At 71.1% G+C, this 19024-nt stretch carries 15 protein-coding genes; 6 read left to right on the forward strand and 9 right to left on the reverse strand.

The window, feature by feature from the left end; genetic code table 11:
- Nucleotides 1-111: 111 nt before the first annotated feature.
- From SAHL_RS00700 to SAHL_RS00720, 5 genes are all read right to left on the reverse strand, one after another.
- On the reverse strand, nucleotides 112-1269 hold the full coding sequence (locus tag SAHL_RS00700) for a TAXI family TRAP transporter solute-binding subunit (RefSeq protein ID WP_123589484.1): 1158 nt from the start codon (nucleotides 1267-1269) through the stop codon (nucleotides 112-114).
- 79 nt (nucleotides 1270-1348) lie between these two features.
- Nucleotides 1349-2086 (reverse strand): enoyl-CoA hydratase/isomerase family protein, encoded by a 738-nt coding sequence (locus SAHL_RS00705; RefSeq protein ID WP_123589485.1) that lies wholly within the window; start codon nucleotides 2084-2086, stop codon nucleotides 1349-1351.
- 12 nt (nucleotides 2087-2098) lie between these two features.
- Nucleotides 2099-4258, reverse strand: coding sequence for an acetate--CoA ligase family protein (locus SAHL_RS00710; protein WP_221177768.1), 2160 nt, complete (start codon nucleotides 4256-4258; stop codon nucleotides 2099-2101).
- 1 nt (nucleotide 4259) lies between these two features.
- Nucleotides 4260-5342, reverse strand: coding sequence for an acyl-CoA dehydrogenase family protein (locus SAHL_RS18295; protein WP_123589486.1), 1083 nt, complete (start codon nucleotides 5340-5342; stop codon nucleotides 4260-4262).
- A complete protein-coding gene (locus SAHL_RS00720; RefSeq protein WP_123589487.1) occupies nucleotides 5339-6490 on the reverse strand; it encodes an acyl-CoA dehydrogenase family protein in 1152 nt (383 codons plus the stop codon). Before SAHL_RS00720 ends, SAHL_RS18295 begins: the two co-directional genes overlap by 4 nt.
- A 168-nt stretch (nucleotides 6491-6658) precedes the next feature.
- Here SAHL_RS00720 and SAHL_RS00725 point away from each other — a divergent pair, with 168 nt between their 5' ends.
- A complete protein-coding gene (locus SAHL_RS00725; protein WP_123589488.1) occupies nucleotides 6659-7627 on the forward strand; it encodes a LysR substrate-binding domain-containing protein in 969 nt (322 codons plus the stop codon).
- A 765-nt stretch (nucleotides 7628-8392) separates the two neighbouring features.
- On the opposite strand, the gene moaB is transcribed toward SAHL_RS00725, so the two are convergent.
- Together moaB and SAHL_RS00740 are read right to left on the reverse strand one after the other, a co-directional pair.
- Nucleotides 8393-8908 (reverse strand): molybdenum cofactor biosynthesis protein B, encoded by a 516-nt coding sequence (moaB, locus tag SAHL_RS00735; RefSeq protein ID WP_123589490.1) that lies wholly within the window; start codon nucleotides 8906-8908, stop codon nucleotides 8393-8395.
- A gap of 219 nt (nucleotides 8909-9127) precedes the next feature.
- Nucleotides 9128-10216 (reverse strand): CNNM domain-containing protein, encoded by a 1089-nt coding sequence (locus SAHL_RS00740; protein WP_123589491.1) that lies wholly within the window; start codon nucleotides 10214-10216, stop codon nucleotides 9128-9130.
- A 302-nt stretch (nucleotides 10217-10518) separates the two neighbouring features.
- Here SAHL_RS00740 and SAHL_RS00745 point away from each other — a divergent pair, with 302 nt between their 5' ends.
- The 3 genes from SAHL_RS00745 to sbcB all read left to right on the forward strand — a co-directional run bounded on the left by SAHL_RS00745 (nucleotide 10519) and on the right by sbcB (nucleotide 15465).
- On the forward strand, nucleotides 10519-11841 hold the full coding sequence (locus SAHL_RS00745) for a DEAD/DEAH box helicase (protein WP_123589492.1): 1323 nt from the start codon (nucleotides 10519-10521) through the stop codon (nucleotides 11839-11841).
- A gap of 265 nt (nucleotides 11842-12106) precedes the next feature.
- Complete coding sequence (locus SAHL_RS00750; protein WP_123589493.1) at nucleotides 12107-14026, forward strand: ABC-F family ATP-binding cassette domain-containing protein; 1920 nt, start codon at nucleotides 12107-12109, stop codon at nucleotides 14024-14026.
- Nucleotides 14023-15465, forward strand: a complete 1443-nt coding sequence (gene sbcB, locus SAHL_RS00755; protein ID WP_123589494.1) for an exodeoxyribonuclease I — start codon at nucleotides 14023-14025, stop codon at nucleotides 15463-15465. The genes SAHL_RS00750 and sbcB overlap by 4 nt, the downstream gene beginning before the upstream one ends.
- An 85-nt stretch (nucleotides 15466-15550) precedes the next feature.
- Here sbcB and SAHL_RS00760 read toward each other — a convergent pair whose 3' ends face one another.
- A complete protein-coding gene (locus tag SAHL_RS00760; protein WP_221177769.1) occupies nucleotides 15551-16111 on the reverse strand; it encodes a histidine phosphatase family protein in 561 nt (186 codons plus the stop codon).
- Nucleotides 16112-16252: 141 nt separating this feature from the next.
- Between SAHL_RS00760 and SAHL_RS00765 the strand changes: the two genes are divergently transcribed.
- Nucleotides 16253-16603, forward strand: coding sequence for a TraR/DksA family transcriptional regulator (locus SAHL_RS00765; protein ID WP_123589496.1), 351 nt, complete (start codon nucleotides 16253-16255; stop codon nucleotides 16601-16603).
- A gap of 18 nt (nucleotides 16604-16621) precedes the next feature.
- Here the strand turns inward: SAHL_RS00765 and SAHL_RS00770 are convergent, their stop codons facing one another.
- Nucleotides 16622-17593: a LysR family transcriptional regulator gene (locus SAHL_RS00770; RefSeq protein WP_123589497.1), complete on the reverse strand. Its 972-nt coding sequence runs from the start codon at nucleotides 17591-17593 to the stop codon at nucleotides 16622-16624.
- A gap of 191 nt (nucleotides 17594-17784) precedes the next feature.
- On the opposite strand from SAHL_RS00770, the gene SAHL_RS00775 reads away from it, so the two are divergent.
- On the forward strand, nucleotides 17785-19005 hold the full coding sequence (locus SAHL_RS00775; RefSeq protein ID WP_123589498.1) for a Zn-dependent hydrolase: 1221 nt from the start codon (nucleotides 17785-17787) through the stop codon (nucleotides 19003-19005).
- Nucleotides 19006-19024: the final 19 nt, after the last annotated feature.

Below are 19024 nucleotides of genomic sequence, written 5' to 3' on the forward strand. Positions count from 1 at the left end.
TGTATACGGTACTCGAAAAACAGCGAAAAATCGATGCCGCAGCAACCTGGCCGGACACGCGGCTAGCGCGGGGCGACGGCCCGCCGCCCCGCGGTCCGGCGGCACCCGGCCCTAGCGGAAGACCACCCGCATGTCCGAGGCCTCCAGCGCGCGGGCCCGGGTTTTCATCCAGCCCTCGCGGAAAGCCTCGGCATCGGCGGGCGGGTCGCCTGCGTTATAGCGCTGCCAGGTCTCGGCCAGCAGCTCCTGGCGGGCGACCAACCGATCCTGATGCGCCTGCATCGAATCGTTCCACTCGCCGATCTCCTTGTAATAGCGCACGACCGCGTCGTGGAACGGGATGATCCATTCCATGTTCTGGCGCTCCAGCGCGTAGCCGTCGTTGCCCGGCGCCGCGTCCTTGTAGCGATCGTGATCCTCGGTCATCACCTTGATCAGACCGTAGGCGGTCTTGTCGTCGAGATCCGGCGTACCCAGCAGGATCGGGTAGGGATAGGTCGCCCCCGCCCACGGCTGCTCGGGGCCGTAGTCGCCGGCGGCCGAGGTGATCTCGGCCGGCTGGAAATACGGCGCCACCGACTGCAGACGCGCCCAGGCTTCGGCGTCGTCCGGGTCGAGCCGCGGCCAGACGATGCCCCGCGGGCTGGCCGCGAGCCGCTGGACGTGCGGCGCCGTGGTCGAGGCGTAGGAGGCATCCGCCCGGTCGGCGATGATGTCGTCGAACGACGCCCCGTAGCCCGGATAGGTGACGCGCTCGACGTCGTCCCAGGTCAGGCCGCCGAAGGCCAGGTACGCCTCGGTGCCGAGATTGATCGCATCGGCGCCGCGGATGTAGGCCACCCGCCTGCCTTCCAGGTCGGCCGGGGTATCCACGTCGATGTCGCCGGCCACGGCCAGGCCGAGGCCGAAGCTGGCCGTCGAGGTGGTGATCACGCGCAGCGGCTGCGGTCCCCATTCGGGCCCGCTGAACATCATCACGCCCTCCGAGGCGAAATAGCTGGAGATGCCGCAGGCACACAGCGGCACCCGGCCGGTGCGCAGCGGCGTCATGCGCGAGACATCGTTCTCCCCGGGCAGAATACGCACCGCGGTGTCGTACTCGTTCTGCAGCAGATTGCCGACGGCCACCATCTGGGTGTAGCCGGTCGAGCCGGTTCCGTAGGCGGTCATCACCAGCGTGGAGGGCAGATCCACGCCCTCCGCCGCCATCGCGCCACCGGCCGTCAGCGCGAGCGCCGCGGCCATCCCGATTCGCTTGATTCCCTTCATGCCGTTTCTCCTGTCGTTGTTGTTCTGACGGCCTTGTGATTCCCGGACCGCGGCGATCGCGCCGCGGTCCGGCGCGCGCTCAGGCCTCGCTTCGCCGGCGCTGCGACCACATCTGGGTCGCGCGTTCGAAATGCAGGGCCGCGTCCCAGTCCATGCCGGAGGCGCCCAGCTCCGTGCGGAAAGAGCGCACGGCCTCGCGTGCCAGGGCCGGATCGGCGGCCGGACGCCGGGCCAGCTCGAGCGCGAAGTCCTCGACCTCGGCGTCCGGCAGTGCCTTCCAGGCCATGCCGGTGCGCTCGGCAGCGGCGCCGTCCAGCTCTTCGCTGAACAGGCCCATGGCCGAGGTCGCCTCGCGCCCGGCGGTCCGCCCGGCGATCGTGAAGAAGCCGCCGCCCGGATGGATTCCGATGCGCAGAAAACCCGCCAGGATGCGCGCGTCCGTCGCGACCACGCGCAGATCGGTGGCCAGCATCAGGTTGATGCCGGCGCCGACCGCCGCCCCGCGCACGGCGGCGATGGTCGGCACCGCCAGCGAGCCGACCCGCCGGAAGGCGTTGTAGATCGCGCTGAACTCACGGTAGGTCGAATCCTCGGCCTGGTCGGCGCCCGGATTCCAGCGGCGACGGTCCGCGCCCGAGCAGAACGTGCCCTCGGCGCCGCGCACCACCGCGGCACCGATCGTCTCGTCGGCGTCTATCTCGTCGCAGACCGCGGCGAGGCGGCGCCCCATCTCCGGGGTCAGACCGTTTTTGACCTCCGGCGAGTCGACCGTGATGATCGCCACGCCGGCCTCGCGCGCCCAGTGAATATCGCCCATGAACAGCTCCTGTCAGTCGTCTCGGGAATCGACCGCGGCCGGCGGCGAGACGAGCACGTCCACCGCCATCGCCCCGCGACCGGCCGCGGCCACGATCAAGGGGTTGATTTCGAATTCGCCGATGCGGCCCTCGCCGAAGGCCATCGCCTCGGACACGCGCACGATCACGTCCACGGCCGCATCGACATCGGCCGGCGGCGCGCCGCGAAAGCCGTCCAGCAGCGGCCAGGCGCGCAGCCGGCGCAGCAGGGCGCGGGCGCCATCGGCGTCGATCGGCGCGAGCGCAGAGGCGGTGTCGCGGTAGAGCTCGGTGGTCACCCCGCCCAGGCCCACGGTCACGATCGGCGGAAAACCCTCGGCCGCCGCCGTGGCGCCGATGACCAGCTCCACGCCGGACTCGATCATGGACTGCACCTGCACGCCGGCCACGGGGACGTTCTTCGCCCGGGCCGCGGCCATCAGCGACTCGTAGGTGGCCTCGGCCGCCTCGGCGCTCACGCCCAGGCGCACACCGCCGATGTCGGACTTGTGATCGAGGGCGCCGCCGGCGAGCTTGAGCGCGGCCGGCGCGCCCAGCGCCTCAACCGCCGCCCGCGCCGCCGCGGCCGAATTCACGATCGACGAATGCGGCCGCGACACGGTCAGCGCATCCAGCAGCGCCTCGCCGTCGAGCCGCCCGCCGGCCAGCACCCCATCCAGGCGCGCCCGGTCGATACGCGGCGTGGACGGCGCGGCGTCGATCACCGCGGCCTGCGCCAGTCGGGCCGCGGCCCGGACCGCCCCGTCGACGCTGGCGAACACCGGCATGCCGGCGGCGCGCAACGCCGCGCGGCCCTCGGCGGTCAGATCGTGTCCGGCCAGCCAGACCACCAGGATCGGCTTGTCGAGCGCCTGCGCCGTGCGCACCAGATCGCGCGCCAGCTTGCGGCCGTTGTCGCCGACGACCATCGTCAGCAGCACCAGCACCGCGTCCACCGAATCGTCGGCGCCGACCGTGTCGCAGACCGCGCCGAAGGCGTCGTCGCTGCCCAGAATCTGGGCGGTGACGTCCACCGGATTGGCGAGCGCGCCGAAATCGGGGATCAGCGGGGCCAGCGCGTCGCGCGTGGCCGGAGCGAGCTCGGGCAGCGCCAGACCGTGCTCCGCGCAGCGGTCCGCGGCCAGGCTGCCGGCGCCGCCGGAGGTGGTGACCACGGCGATCCGTCGACCGCGCATCGGCGCCAGCGCGGCCCGTGCGGCGGCCACCGCCAGCAGCTCGTCGAGATCCTCGACCTGGATCACCCCGAAGCGCTGCGAGACCAGCCGAAAACCGGCGTCGTTGCCGAGCATCGCGCCGGTGTGGGACGCCGCCGCGCGCTGGCCCGCGGCCGAACGGCCCGACCGCAGCACCACCAGCGTCTTGCCACGTTCGAAGGCGGCGCGGGCGAGATCGGTGTAAGCCGCGCCGTCGCCCACGGCCTCGACGTAGAGCATGATCACGCGCACGGCGTCGTCGTCGACCAGCGCGCGGGCCACCTCGACCAGATCCAGATCGGCCTGATTGCCGGTGCTCGCCCAGGCCGTCAGGCCGAGCCCCATCTCGTTGGCCAGATCCAGGATCGAGCCGCCGATGGCCCCGCTCTGGCCGACATAGGCGACCCCGGCCTCGCGCGGCGCGCGGGCGCGCACGGCCGCGGAGGTGAAGGTCGCGCACAGCGAGGCCGGCGCATAGAGCAGCCCCTGGCAGTTGGGCCCGAGCACGCGCACGCCGGCCTCGCGGGCGGCATCGCGCAGCCGGGTCTGCAGATCGGCACCGGCGTCGCCCGTCTCGCCGAAGCCGGAGGCGAACACGATCACCCCCGCCGCCCCGACGGCCCCGGCCTGGTGCACGACCTCGATGACCCGCGCGGCCGGCACCATGACCAGCACCAGATCGACCGGCGCCGGCACCGCGTCCAGCGACGGATGGCAGGGGTGGCCGTCGATCTCGTCGTAGTTGGGGTTGACCGGATGGATCTCGCCGACGAACCCGTGCTCGACCAGAAAGGTCAGCGGCCGCGCCATGGTCGAGCCGGGACGCCCGGACACGCCCACCAGCGCCACGCTGCGCGGGGCGAACATGCGCGCCAGCGCCGGCCGATCGTCGCTGCGGCCGGCGTCGCCGGCGTGTGCGGTGTTAATGGATCCGCCCATGTCAGAGCCCGCTCACCAGCGGCCAGAGGCCGTCGCCGCCGGCCGCGATCGCATGCTCGCCGATGATCGCCTGCCAGTGGGGCTCGGCGCCGAACTCGTCGCGCCAGGACCACAGGCGACGGGTGAAGTACTGCAGTTCGTGCTCCTGCGTGAAGCCCATCGCCGCCAGGACCTGATGCGCGATCGCGGCGCTGCGGCCGGCCGCCTCGCCCACGCGGGCCTTGCCGATGGCGATCATCAGCGCGGCGTCGCGATCGGCGGCGATCGCCCGGGCGGCGGCCTCGGCGGCGGTGCCGGCCGTCGCCACCTCGCCGGCCATGGCCGCGAGCTGCTGCTGGACCGCCTGAAAACGCGCGATCGGGCGGCCGAACTGGCGGCGTTCGTTGGCGTAGTCGGTGGCCAGCGCGAGCGCGCGACGCATGGCCCCGGCCGCCTGCAGCGCCCGCAGCAGCGCGCCCCAGTGCTGCACGGTGGGCGTATGTACGGGGCAGTCGGCCGCGGCCAGCACCGGCGCGTCGGCGAGCCGGGCGCTGTCGCGCGGCTCACCGGCCAGACTGGCATCGTGGCGCCAGTCGAGGTCGTCGGCAGCCAGCAGCACACGCTGCGGGGCGCCGTCGGCGTCTGCATCGGCAATGACGTAAGCGGCGTGGCGGCCCCAGGCGATGCGATCGAGCGTGCCGTCCACGCGCCAGCCGCTGCCGACCCGACGCAGCTGCAGCCGCGAGTCCGCCGCCGCCAGCGTGACCACACCGTCGTCGACGCCGCCGTCGAGGCCCGCGCGCAGATGATTGCCGACCAGGGTTTCGGCCAGCGGCAGCGGCAGTGCGTGGTGGCCGGCGAGTTCGGCCAGCGCCAGACCGTCGGCCAGCGCGAGACCGGCGCCGCCGTCGGCCTCGGCCCGCAGCGCCCGCGGCAGCCCCATCTCGACCAGGGCATCCCAGTCGGCGCGCGGGAACTCGCCGGCCTCGGTCGCCTGCCAGAGTTCGCGGCCGACGCGATCGGCGAACAGCCGACCGGCGGCGTCCAGCACCATGTCGCGCAGGTCGTCGCCGCCCGCGTCGTTGTTCGGATCGACCGTGCTCATCGCAGACCCAGCCCCCGCGCGATGATCCCGCGCAGTATCTCCCGGGTGCCGCCCCGGATGGTGAAACACGGCGCCGACAGCACGCTCTGCGCCAGCGCCTCGCCGTAGAGATCGCCGCGGGTGAGCGAGGCCTGCTCCGGCACCAGCAGGCGCGCGATCTCGGGGATCTCCTGCTCGAAGGCCGTGCCCACATCCTTGACCATGGCCGCCTCGAGTTCGGGCGAGGCGCCGCGTTCGAGCATGCCGGCCACCGACCACGACATCTGCCGCAGGGTGACCAGGTGGGCGACCAGCCGGCCCACGGCCACGTTCGACCGGGCGTCGGCGGTCTCGGCCAGCCGGGCGACCAGCTGGCGCAGCAGCTGGAAGGTGCTGAGGATGCGGTCCGGGCCGCTGCGCTCGAAGGCCAGTTCGCCGGTGACCATCTGCCAGCCGGCGCCGATCTCGCCGACGATCATGTCGTCGGGCACGAAGGTGTCCTCGAACAGCACCTCGTTGAATTCGTGGGCGCCGTAGAGATTGTGGATGGGGCGCGTGGTCACGCCGTTGGCCGCGTCGATGGCGACGATGAACTGGGTCAGGCCGGCGCGCCGATCGTCGCCGGGCGGCGCCGTGCGGGCCAGCGCGATCAGGTAGTGCGCCCGATGCGCCACGCTGGTCCAGATCTTGGTGCCGTTGAGCCGCCAGCCCCCGTCGGTGCGGGTGGCGCGCATGCCGACCGAGGCCAGGTCGGAGCCGGAATCCGGCTCGCTCATGCCGATCGCGAAATAGCACTCGCCCGCGGCGATGCGCGGCAGGATCGACGCCCGCGCCGCCTCCGAGCCGTTGGCCAGTATGTTGTTGCCGCTCTGGCGATCGGCGATCCAGTGCGCGCCCACCGGCGCGCCGGCGGCCAGCATCTCCTCGATCACCACGTGACGATCCAGGGCGCTGGCCTCGCAGCCGCCGTAGCGCTGCGGCCAGCGCATACCGATGAAGCCGCGCTCGCCGCAGCGGCGGCTGAATTCGGCGTCGAACGTGCCCCAGGAATTGCGGTGGGGCGTGAACCGCCCCGCCGCGAGCTCCTCGGCCAGAAACGCTCGCACCTCGTCGCGAAGTGCGAGCGTCGACGCCGGCAGCGTGACCGGATCGAAACGAAACGAAACCATCGGCTGTGCTCTCCTCCTTCTGCACCCTGCCCCGACCTTCCCGACACGGGCGGCCGGCAAACGTGCGGTCGGCTCGAAACGGCCGACGCCCCGACTATAGGCACGGGCCCGCGGGCCCGACAGCGGCAATCGATCAGGCCCGGGCAAACTTATTGTTAAGCTGGCGTCATGAGCAAACGCCGTCTGCCCCCGCTGAATCCGCTGCGCAACTTCGAGGCCGCCGCGCGCCGCGGCAGCTTCGTGCGCGCGGCGGAGGAACTCAACGTCACGCCGGTGGCGGTCAGCCGTCAGGTCGGCGTGCTGGAGGACTATTTCGGCAAGCCGCTGTTCGTGCGCCACGCCAACACGATCGCGCTCACCGATCACGGCCGCGCCCTGCTGCCGTCGGTGACCACCGCGCTGGACACGCTGGCCGACGGCGCCCGCCGGCTGCGCGCGGCCACCGACACGCCGGTGGTGGTCTGCACCTATCAGGCGTTTGCCATGCACTGGCTGATCCCCCGGATGCGCGGCTTCACCGCGGCGAACCCCGAGATCAACCTCAACCTGACCACCGCCAACACGCCGGAAGAGTTTGAGCAGGCCCGGGCCGACATCGTGATCAAGTACGGCCACGCCCCCCAGGCCGGTCACGACGCCCGCCCGATCCTCCCGGACATCGTCATGCCCGTGTGCAGCCCGGCGCTGCGCGACGGCACACACCCGCTGCCGCCGGCAAGCAATCTCGCGGCCCACACCCTCTTGCGGGCCCGCTATCGCCGCCTCGACTGGCCGAGCTGGCTGGCGATCATGGACGCCCAGCACCTGGCCCCGGCCCATGAACTGACCTTCCGGGAATCGGGCCTGGCCAATCAGGCCGCGGCCGAGGGTCTCGGCGTGGCCATCGCCCAGCGCCTGCTGGTCCATGAAGCGCTGGCCGACGGCCGCCTGGTCATGCCGTTCGAGACCGCGCTGCGCCGGGTCGACGACATCTGGATGAGCTGGCGCGCGGATCGCGCCGACGACGCCCACGTGGCCCGGGTCCGGGACTGGATCGCGGCCGAGGCCGGCGACACCGTCGCCGGTTTCGGCATCGACTACCGACCCGCGGATTTCGATGCGCCCCGCGCGGTGACGCTGCCGGTCGCGCCCGCCTGAGACGAAGCGCGGGCCGGGCGCGGCTGCGCCGATCGCCGCTCCGGCCGTCCCAATCCGCCGTCCCAATCTGCCGGTTAGCTCACGGCCGGGCCGCATCAACGGATCAGCCGACGGCTTGCAGGGTCGGGCCGGACGTGGATCCGATTCCGGGTCAGCCGGCCCGAGCCGTCCGCGCAGGTATCCGACGAGCTTCGCAGGCAGAAGATGGAAGAGAACCGGGGCCACCCGGCGAGCGCCCGCGACTGCCGTATGGACGTGTCGATGGACTGGCGGAACAGCAGCCGGACCGCCGCGCGGCAGGCCTCGATCCAACGGCGGATACGTCGCGCGTTGACGCGCGCTGCCTCCGGCATGCGCACCCCGACCGTCGCACAGCGCCGCTCGGATCACGCATTCGGATGAGCCGTCAGTTCCGGCGACAGCGGCCCGACTCCACGACCGATGGCGCGCAGGGTCTGTTGAGGGTTCGTACCAGTCCGCGCCAAGCGCTTCTTGAAAATCGACCATGGGCGCCAAGACGGGGCGTAGGGCGCTGGTGCAGTCATTCTGCACCAGCGTGCTACAACGCTGGATTGCTGTCGTGTCGTTGATTTTCTGGGCGCTTGTCCCGAAGGCGAAGGGTTGGACCGCCCATGAAAGATCGACTAGGGGCGCCCGACGGCGTTGCAAGCCCGGGTCGTGTCAGGCCCAGAGTCGGCGGCTCGCGCCTTGCCGGACACGATTTGTGGACGCCAATGCGGCGCTCGGACGAAACCTCAACAGGCCCTAGCGCTCGGTCAGTCGCGGCAGCAGCTCGTGCAGATTGCAGGGCCGGGTCCGAGCGTCGATCTGGTCCCGGATCAGCCGGTCCCAGCCGTCGGCGCAGGCGCCCGACGAGCCCGGCAGGCAGAAGATGAAGGTGGCCTTGGCCACCCCGGCGAGCGCCCGCGACTGCAGCGTGGACGTGCCGATGGATTCGTAGGACAGCACCCGGAACATCTCGCCGAATCCGTCGATGCGCCGGTCGAACAAGACCTCGACGGCCTGCGGCGTGACGTCGCGCCCGGTCAGCCCGGTCCCGCCGGTGGTGATGACCACATCCGGCGCGGCGTCGGCGATCCAGCGCGCCACCCGTGCGCGGATCTCGTGGACATCGTCGGGGCAGATAGCCTTTTCATGCAGCCGATGCCCGGCGGCCTCGATTCGCTCAGCCAGCAGCCGTCCGGATTTGTCGGTGGCCTCCGTGCGACTGTCGGAGACCGTGAGCACGGCGATCTGCAGGGGCAGGAATGCGTCGGTCATGGCGGGCCTCGCGGTAGTATCGACGGCCGGGCGACCGCATCAATCTATCAGGTCCGCGATCGCGGACGACATGCGGGGACACCCGTATGCGGCCGGCCGCACGCGCGACGGATCGATCACCGGCGCGGACGCGTCGCGACAGCACGTAGCGGACCGCCCCGTGAATTCCATTCCCCGCGCTGGACCGGGCGGAATCGCTCGACCGCGGCCGCCGACGGCTCAGGCCGGCGGCTGCGCCGCGGCCTGCTCGACGCGCTCGTCGTCCTCGCTGACGATGCCCAGCCGGCGGGCGCGCCGCAGCCAGCGCTGGCGCGCCATGACCCGCATGTCCTCGACCGCGTCGCCCTCGTCCATGATCTCCATGCCGAGCATGGTCTCGACGATGTCCTCCATGGTCGCCACACCGACGATGCCGCCGTATTCGTCCACGACCACGGACAGCTGCTGCTGACGGGTGAGCAGATTGCGGAACAGCCCGAACAGCGACAGCGACTCGGGCACGACCAGCACATCGCGCTGCAGCGTCGACAGCGGCGTGTCGTGGCGATCGCGGGCGATCTCGATGAGCACGTCCGACAGCAGCACGAAGCCGGTGATGTCCTCGGTCTCGTCGGAGAATACCGGCAGCCGCGAGATGCGCCGCTCGCCGAGCGTGTCCAGCACCTCGGTGACGGTGGCGTTGTCCTTGAACGCGATCACCACGACCCGTGGCGTGAGCACATCCTTGACCCGCAGCGAGTCGGCCTGCAGCAGGTTGCGCAGGATCTCGGACTCCTGATCGGCGAAAACGCCGTCGGCCTCGCCCTGCTCGGCCATCGCCTGGAACTCGTCTCGGCTGATGCTCGGCTCCTTCTCGTTGGGCGTGAGCAGGCGGGTGATGCCCATCGACATCACCACCAGCGGATAGAGCATGATGACCATGCCGCGCAGAATCACCGCCGCCCACGGGGCCAGCCCGCGCCAGTAGGTCGCCCCCAGGGTCTTGGGGATGATCTCGGAGAGCACCAGGATCAGCAGCGTCACGACCGCCGAGGCCACGGCCACGTACTGGTTGCCGAACACCACCTGGGTCTGGGCGCCGACGCCGGCGGCGCCGACCGTGTGCGCGATGGTGTTGAGGCTGAGCAGCGCCGACAGCGGCCGGTCGACGTCGTCCTTCAGGCGCTTGAGGCGCGCGCCGGCCTGGCCGCCCTTGTTCTCCATCAGACTGATATAGGACGGCGAGATCGACAGCAGGACCGCCTCCAGGATGGAGCACAGGAACGACACGCCCAGTGCCAGAAAGAGATAGAAGAAAAGCAGTGCCATAGTCGTGTATCGCCTGGAGGCATCGAGTGGCGCGGGGGCCGCGGTGGCGGTCCCTTGGCCGAGCGTCTGTGACAGATCTCGCCTGGGTTGGTTCGCGCACCCTATCGGTTCGCCGCCGTGACCGGTATACTTTGCGGCCGGCCTTGCCCGCCCGTCCGCCCGGACGGCGTGTCCACCCCGACCGGGGTATGGCCGCCGCAGCACTGTCGACTTGCGCGAACGGCTGCGAATCTCACGTCATCATGCCATGCGGCAGCCGGTGTCGTGACCTTGAATCTCGCCGCAGCCAAACAGGAACCCCCATGTCCTTCGCTCAACTCGGCCTGGCGCCGTCGCTTCTCGAGGCGGTCGCCGCCGCCGGCTATGACACGCCCACCCCCATTCAGGAGCGCGCCATTCCGGCCGTGCTCGCCGGCGGCGACCTGCTCGCCGCCGCCCAGACCGGCACCGGCAAGACCGCTGCCTTCACGCTGCCGCTGCTTCACCGGCTCGGCGACACGCATCAGAAAAAGCCGCGGGTGCTCGTGCTCACGCCCACGCGCGAGCTGGCCGCTCAGGTCAACGAGTCGGTCAAGACCTACGGTCGCTCGAGCCCGATCCGCAGCACCGTCATCTTCGGCGGCGTCGGCTACCAGCCGCAGATCTCCACGCTGAACAAGGGCGTGGACATCGTTGTGGCCACGCCCGGCCGTCTGCTCGACCACCTCAACAACGGCAACGCCGACCTGTCCGACATCCAGACGCTGGTGCTCGACGAGGCCGACCGCATGCTGGACATGGGCTTCATCCACGACATCAAGCGCGTGCTGAAGTATCTGCCGGCCAAGCGCCAGAACCTGCTGTTCTCGGCGACCTTCTCCAAGGAGATCCGCAAGCTCGCCGCCGGCCTGCTCGACAAGCCGGACGAGATCGACGTCGCCCCGCGCAGCAACGCCGCCGCCGAGCGCATCGTCCAGAAGGCGGTGATGGTCGAGAAGCCGCGCAAGCGCGCGGTGCTGTCGCATCTGATCCGCGACGGCGACTGGTCGCAGGTGCTGGTGTTCACGCGCACCAAGCACGGCGCCAACCGTCTGAGCAAGCAGCTCGAGACCGACGGCCTGACCGCCGCCGCGCTGCACGGCAACAAGAGCCAGAACGCGCGCACCAAGGCGCTGGACGGCTTCAAGAAGGGCACCGTCCGGGTGCTCGTGGCCACCGACATCGCCGCCCGCGGCATCGACATCGAGATGCTGCCGCATGTGGTCAACTACGAGCTGCCCAACGTGCCCGAGGACTATGTCCACCGCATCGGCCGCACCGGCCGCGCCGGCTCCGACGGCGCCGCGGTGTCGCTGGTCGGCCCCGACGAGCGCAAGCTGCTCAAGGGCATCGAGAAGCTCATCGGCAATCCCATCGATCGCATGACCGTCGAAGGCGTGGACCTGCGCGCGCCGGAGACCGAGGACGAGGCCGACGAGCGCCCGCCGCGCCGTCAGAACAACGACGGAGGCAATCGCACGCCCAAACGCGGCGGCGGCGCGCCCGGCAACGCCAACCCCGGCAACCGCGGTGGCCAGCGGCGACGCAAGCGCGGCGGCCGCAACAACCGCAGCGGCAACCGTTCGGGCGGCGGCGCTAGCTCCTAGCGAGCGCCGAGGCCGGTGGGTGCATCGCGCCCGCCGGCCTGCGCCGGTGCGATATCCGGCGACCCGGCACGCGGCCGGGCAGGCGACGAGCGGACCGCACGCGCCGCGATCCTGCGTCTCGGGGCCGCAACGGCCGACAGACGGGCCACGGCCCGGCGCGCCGGTCGACAACGCGACGTTCGGCGTCGATGCCGAAAGGCCTCGCCGCCCCATTCAACCGGGGCCGGCCGCGATCGGGCCCGGTAGCTGATTTACAATAGACACCATGATTAGTCTCAGACAGGTCACGCTGCGGCGTGGCACGGAAAAGCTGATCGAAGGGCTCGACCTGCGCATCCCCGCCGGCCAGCGCATGGGCATCGTCGGCCGCAACGGCACCGGCAAGTCCAGCCTGTTCGCACTCCTGCTCGGCGAGCTGTCACCCGATACCGGCGATGTCGACGTGCCGGCCAACCTGGATATCGCCACCGTTCGCCAGGAAGCCCCGGCCGGCCGCCAGGCCGCGCTCGATTTCGTGCTCGACGGCGACACCGAGCTGCGTGCCATCCAGAACCGGCTCGAAGCCGCCGAGGCCGAGGGCGACGGCCTCGCCCTGGCCGAACTGCACGGCCGCATGGCCGAGATCGACGGCTACGCGGCCCACGCCCGCGCCGCCCGGCTGCTGCACGGCCTGGGCTTTTCGCCGGAGACCCACGGCGCGCCCATCGACGCCTTCTCCGGCGGCTGGCGCATGCGCCTGAATCTCGCCGCCGCGCTCATGCGCCGCTGCGACGTGCTGCTGCTGGACGAGCCGACGAACCATCTCGATCTGGACGCCGTGCTCTGGCTGCAGGGCTATCTCGCCTCGCACCCGGCGACGCTGCTGATCATCTCGCACGATCGCGACTTCCTCGACGGCGTCACCAGCCACACGCTGCATCTGGAGCACGGCCGCGCGACCCTCTACAACGGCAACTACTCCGCCTTCGAGAAGATGCGCGCCGAGGCCAAGCTGCAGCAGCAGGCCGCCTTCGAGGCCCAGCAGAAGCGCGTGGCCGAACTGCAGGCGTTTGTCGATCGCTTCCGCGCCAAGGCCACCAAGGCCCGCCAGGCGCAGAGCAAGCTCAAGCAGATCGAACGCATGGAGACCGTCGAGGCCGCTCACTGGGACACGCCGTTCTCGTTTCGTTTCCTGACACCCGACCGGCTGCCGGAAACGCTCGTACGCGTCGACAACGCCGCCATCGGCTACGACGACACGCCGCTGGTGGCCGGCATCAAGCTGCGCATCGTGCCGGGCGACCGTATCGCCGTGCTCGGACGCAACGGCGCCGGCAAGTCGACCGTGATGAAGATGCTGGCCGGCGAACTGGCGCCCATGGCCGGCGAGGTCCAGCTCGACCGCTATCTCAACATCGGCTACTTCGCCCAGCATCAGCTCGAACAGCTCGACGACGCGGCGAGCGCGGCCACCCACCTGCAGCGCGCCGACCCGAAGGCCAGCGAGCAGCACATCCGCGACTTCCTCGGCGGCTTCGACTTCCGCGGCGACAAGGCGCTGGATCCCATCGGCCCGTTCTCCGGCGGCGAGAAGGCGCGCCTGGCCCTGGCGCTGGTGGTGCACGAAAAGCCCAACCTGCTGCTGCTCGACGAGCCGACCAACCATCTCGACCTGGACATGCGCCACGCGCTGGAAATCGCGCTCCAGAACTATGACGGCGCGGTGGTGCTGGTCGCCCACGACCGCCATCTCATCGACGCCACCTGCGAGCAGCTCTGGCGCGTGGACGACGGCCACATGGCGCCCTTCGACGGCGACCTGAACGACTACGCCAAGTGGCTGGTCAACCAGCGCAGCAACACCGAAGGCGAGACCGCCCCAGCCGCCGCGGCCAAGCCCGGCGGTGGCGGCGACAGCGGCCGCAGCCGGCGCGACGCCGCCGCCCAGCGCAGCCGCGAGAAGCCGATGCGCAACGCCATGAAACAGGCCGAGCGCGAGATGAGCACGCTCGAGGAGAAACTCGCCGCCCTGGACAAGGAACTGGCCAAGCCCAGCGTCTACTCCAGCCGCACCGAGGCCGCGCGGCTGTCGCAGGAACAGGGCCGGCTGCGCAAGCAGCTGGAGGCCGCTGAGGCGCAGTGGATGGAAAACGCCGAGGCGCTGGAGGCCGAGCGGCGCGACGACGACGCGAGCCTGGCCTCGTGAGCCACACACCCACCTTCTTCTGGCACGACTACGAAACCTTCGGCGCGGATCCGCGGCGCGACCGGCCCGCCCAGTTCGCCGGCATCCGCACCGACGCCGACTTCAACGTCATCGGCGAGCCGCTAGTGCTCTACTGCCAGCCCACGGCCGACACGCTCGGCCATCCCGAAGCGACGCTGATCACCGGCATCACGCCCCAGATCGCGCTCGAGCGGGGCGTGCCCGAGCCCGAGTTCATCGAGACCATCGTCGCCGAGATGGCCGTGCCCGGCACCTGCAGCGTCGGCTACAACAACTTGGCCTTCGACGACGAAGTCACCCGGCACACGCTCTGGCGCAACTTCTTCGATCCGTACGCCCGCGAGTGGCAGAACGGCTGCTCGCGCTGGGACATCATCAACATGGTGCGCCTGACCTACGCGCTGCGCCCCGACGGCATCGAATGGCCGCAGCGCGAGGACGGCGCCCCGAGTTTCCGGCTGGAGGACCTGGCCGCGGCCAACCAGCTCGCCCAGGAACGCGCCCACGACGCCCTGTCCGACGTCCACGCCACCATCGACCTGGCGCGGCTGATCCGCGACAGACAGCCGAAGCTGTTCGACTACGTCCTCGCCAATCGCGACAAGCACAGCGCCCGCCGGCTGCTGGATATGGAAACCCGCAAGCCGGCGCTGCACGTCTCGTCCAAATTCCCGGCGAGCAACGGCTGCCTGTCGCCGGTGATGCCGATCGCCCCGCATCCGTCCAACAAGAACTGCATCATTGTCTACGACCTGCGCGTCGACCCGGCGCCGCTGCTGGAACTCTCGCCGGACGAGATCCACGAGCGCATCTTCACCCCGGCCGCCGATCTGCCCGAGGACGCACCGCGCGTGGCCCTCAAGGGCGTGCATCTGAACAAGTGCCCCGTGCTCGCGCCGTTCGAGATGATGCGCGAGGCCGAGGCCGAACGGCTGCATCTGGACATCGCCCGCTGCCGGCGCCACTGGAAGGCGATCCACGACCGGCTGGCCGAAGTCGAGGCCAAGGCCACGGCCGTGTTCGACGCCCAGACCTTCGAGCCCGAAGGCGACGCCGACGCCGCGCTCTACGACGGCTTCGTGGGCGACGCCGACCGCAAGCTCGCCGAACGGGTCCGCCACACCGATGCCGCCGAACTGGCCGACGGCGGGATCGTCTTCTCCGACAACCGTCTCAACGAGCTGCTGTTCCGCTACCGCGCCCGCCACTATCCGGACACGCTCGCCGAGGCCGAACGCGACGACTGGCATCGCTGGCTGTCCAAACGCCTCGAATTCGCGCCCGAAGGCGGCCTGACGCTGGACGAGTACGACGAGGTGATCGCCGGGCTGATGGAACGCGTGCAGGGCGAGCCCAAGCGCCTGCAGCTGCTGCTCGACCTCAAGGCCTGGAGCGACAGACAGCGCAGCCGCCTGTAGCGACGTTAGCGGCCCTCACGCGCCGCGCCGGCCGCCAGCGCCGACAGCATCGCGCCGCTCGAACGGCCGCGCGGCCGGCCCGCCGCTAGGGCGGCGCGATCCGCCCCACCACCGCCAGGCCCTCGGGCCCGGGACGCACCACCACGATCTCGCCGGAGGCCGGGAACACGTCGGTCAGCGCGGTGATGTTGACCTGATGGGTGACCAGTACGCGCGGGCGACCGCTGGCGTCATCGGCCAGCAGCCGGCGCACGGTCCGAGTCTGCCCCGGACCGGCCTCGCGATCCTCGAAGAAGGAATCGAGCGCCGGCGTGGGCACGACCTCGCCCACGTCCAGCAGCCGCGCGGTGTCCAGACAGCGGCACCAGCGGCTGGAACGCACCACCGCGTGGTCGATGCCGTGATCGCGCAGGCGCGCGCCGATCGCGCGAGCCTCGGCGCGGCCGGCGGCGGACAGGTTGCGCTGGGTGTCGCAGTCGTCGAGCGCGAAGTTCGCCGGGTCCCCCAGACCCGGCGCGCTGGCGTGACGCATGAGCGCGACCGTCTCGCCGGCCGCGAGCCCGCGCCAGAGTCCGGCCGCATCGGCGGCGACTGCCGTACCCGACCCGAACACGCTCGCCAGCACCGCCGCGGCCAGCGCGAGCATTCGACCCGATCGAGCGATTCCACACATCATCCCGTACCCGTTGTTCGGCGATGCATCGAGCCTAGCGCAGCGGCCGGCTCGCCGCCGCCCCGCGCGACGACAGGACTTTGTCGGGCCTGCGAAGTGCGTCACCCTGTGCGCATGAGCGAAACCCCACCGACTCCCGAACGCCTGGCCGCCCGACTGGACGAACTCGAGGCGGAGACACGGCGCTATCTCGACGACAGCGCCAACGCGGACGACGCCGTGGAGCTCGACCAGACGCGCCAGGGCCGGCTGTCGCGGATGGACGCCATGCAGGCCCAGGCCATGAGCCGGGCCGCGCGCAATCGTGCCCAGCAGACGCTGCAGCGCATCGCCGCCACGCGCCGGCGTCTGGACAGTCCGGACTTCGGCCTCTGCATCGACTGCGACGAACCCATCGGCAACGCGCGCCTGTGGCACGACCCCACCACACTGCGTTGTCTGGACTGCGCGGCGGCGCGCGAATAGGCACGGGCCGAGCCCGGTTCAGGCGCCCGAAAAGGCCGCCAGCAGCTCGTCGCGGAAGACCACCTCGGCCGGTCGCAGCGGCCGTTCGCTGTTCCAGAGCAGATGGATGTCGACATCCGCCAGGCCTTCGGCCGGCGGCAGCCTGCGCAGGTCGCCGACCTCCACCTCGCGCCGGAACGCGTCCTCCGGCAGAAAACCGATGCCGTAGCCGCAGCGGATCAGCCGACAGACCTCCTCCAGATTCGACGACGAGGCCGCCAGCCGGCCCTGAAAACCGTGGTTCTCGCGAAACAGGGTCAGCGGCGAGAGCGTGTCGCCGAGCTGATCGCCGGTGAAGGTCACCAGATCCTCGTGCAGCAGAGTCTCGACATCGACCTGCGCCTGCGAGTAGAGCGGGTGCGGCCGGCCGCAGAACAGCGCATAGCGCTGGGGGATGATCAGCCGCCGCTCGATCAGCCGCGTGGGCACGCGGCACAGACCGATGCCGAACGAGGCGGTGTTCTGGCGCAGCGCCACCAGCAGATCGTGCCCGCGCATGACCTCGATCTCCAGCTCGACGCGCGGGTGCCGACGGTGGAACTCGGCGAGAAACCGATCGTAGCGCGCGGAATGCACGCGGCTGACGCTGAGCAGCTTGATCCGGCCGACGATCTGCTCGGCCGCGCCGCCGGCCGGCATCTCCAGGCTGGAGACGTCGGCGAACACGCCGCCGGCGATCCGATAGACCTCCTCGCCGGCCGCGGTCAGCGAGATGCGCGGGCCGCGGCGCCGGATCAGCGTGTAGCCGAGCTGGCCCTGCAGCCGCTTGATGGCCTGGCTGACCGCCGGCTGGGTGACGAACAGCCGCTCGGCGGCCCGGCTGATATTGAGCTCCTGCGCGACGACGACATAGGTGCGAATCAGATTCCAGTCCAACCGCGCGGCCAGAGTCCGCCGGCCGTGCCCGGGTCCGGGGCCGGAACCGTCAGCGTCGTGCCGCCGGTCGCTCATGCGGCGTCACGCTGCGGGCAAACCATGATTATTACCCCCGCTAATCATCAAGATAATATTACATGCTTTGACTGATCCTGCCTGCCTGTCGCTAGATTGAGACAGGGGAACGGGATCGCAGCGGGCCGAACGCCCGGCGGCCGTCCCGAGACAGCGATTCGCGCGATGTCCGCGCCGCACCGGGAGTCCAGATGCTCGCAACCAACGGCCCACGTCTGTGGGACAGCCTGATGGCCATGGCCGAGATCGGCGCCACCGCCAACGGCGGCAGCAGCCGGCTGGCGCTGACCGAAGCGGACGCCGCCGGGCGCGCGCTGTTCGCGCAGTGGGCCGAGGCGGCCGGGCTGGCCGTCCACCACGACGCCGTCGGCAACCAGTTCGCCCGCCGCGCGGGGGCCGAGGCCGTGCCGCCGGTGGTCCTCGGCAGCCACCTCGACACCCAGCCGCGGGGCGGGCGCTTCGACGGCGTGCTCGGCGTGCTGGCCGCGCTCGAGGCCGTGCGCACCCTCAACGAACACGACATCACCACCCGCGCGCCGCTGGAGATCGCCAACTGGACCAACGAGGAGGGCGCGCGCTTCACGCCGGCGATGCTCGGTTCGTCCGCGTTCACCGGCGCGATGCCGCTGGCCGAGGCGCTGGCGCGCGCCGACGCCGAGGGCGTCACCCTGGGCGACAGCCTGGCCACCGTCGGCGCGGCCGGCGACACGCCGCTGGCACGCGACTTCGACGCCTTCTTCGAAATCCATATCGAGCAGGGCCCCGTGCTCGAGGCCAACGGCGTCGAGATCGGCGTGGTCACCGGCGGCCAGGCCATCCGCTGGCTGGACGTGCGGGTCACCGGGCGCGCCGGCCATGCCGGCACCACGCCCATGCCGGCGCGCCGCGACGCGCTGTTCGCCGCGGCCGAACTCGCGCAGACGATCGAGCGCCGCGTGGCCGAGACCGACGGTCTGCTGGCCACCGTGGGCGAGTGCCACGTCGAGCACGGCTCGCGCAACACCATCGCCGCCGACCTGCGCTTCACCCTCGACCTGCGCCATCCCGACGACGCCGTGGTGGACGCCGCCATCGACGATCTGCGCGCGCGGTTCGCGGCCGTCGCCGAGCGCCGCGGCGTGGACTGTGCCGTCGAGCCGCACTGGCGCAGCCCCGCCCTGCCCTTCGACGAGACCTGCGTGGGCCACGTGCGCGAGGCCGCGCGGGCGCTTGACTGCCGCTGGCAGGACATGATCAGCGGCGCCGGCCACGACGCCTTCCACCTGGCGCGCCACTGCCCCACGGCGATGATCTTCATCCCCTGTGCGGGCGGACTGAGCCACCACGAGGCCGAATCCATCGAGGCCGAGCACGCCCGTATCGGCGCGGACGTGCTGGTCAACGCCGCGCTCGCTCGCGCCGGCCGCGCCTGATGCGCGCCGCACGCTCCGC

Origin of the sequence: Salinisphaera orenii subsp. halophila YIM 95161, assembly GCF_003732545.1 — a bacterium.
GTDB lineage: Bacteria > Pseudomonadota > Gammaproteobacteria > Nevskiales > Salinisphaeraceae > Salinisphaera > Salinisphaera orenii_A.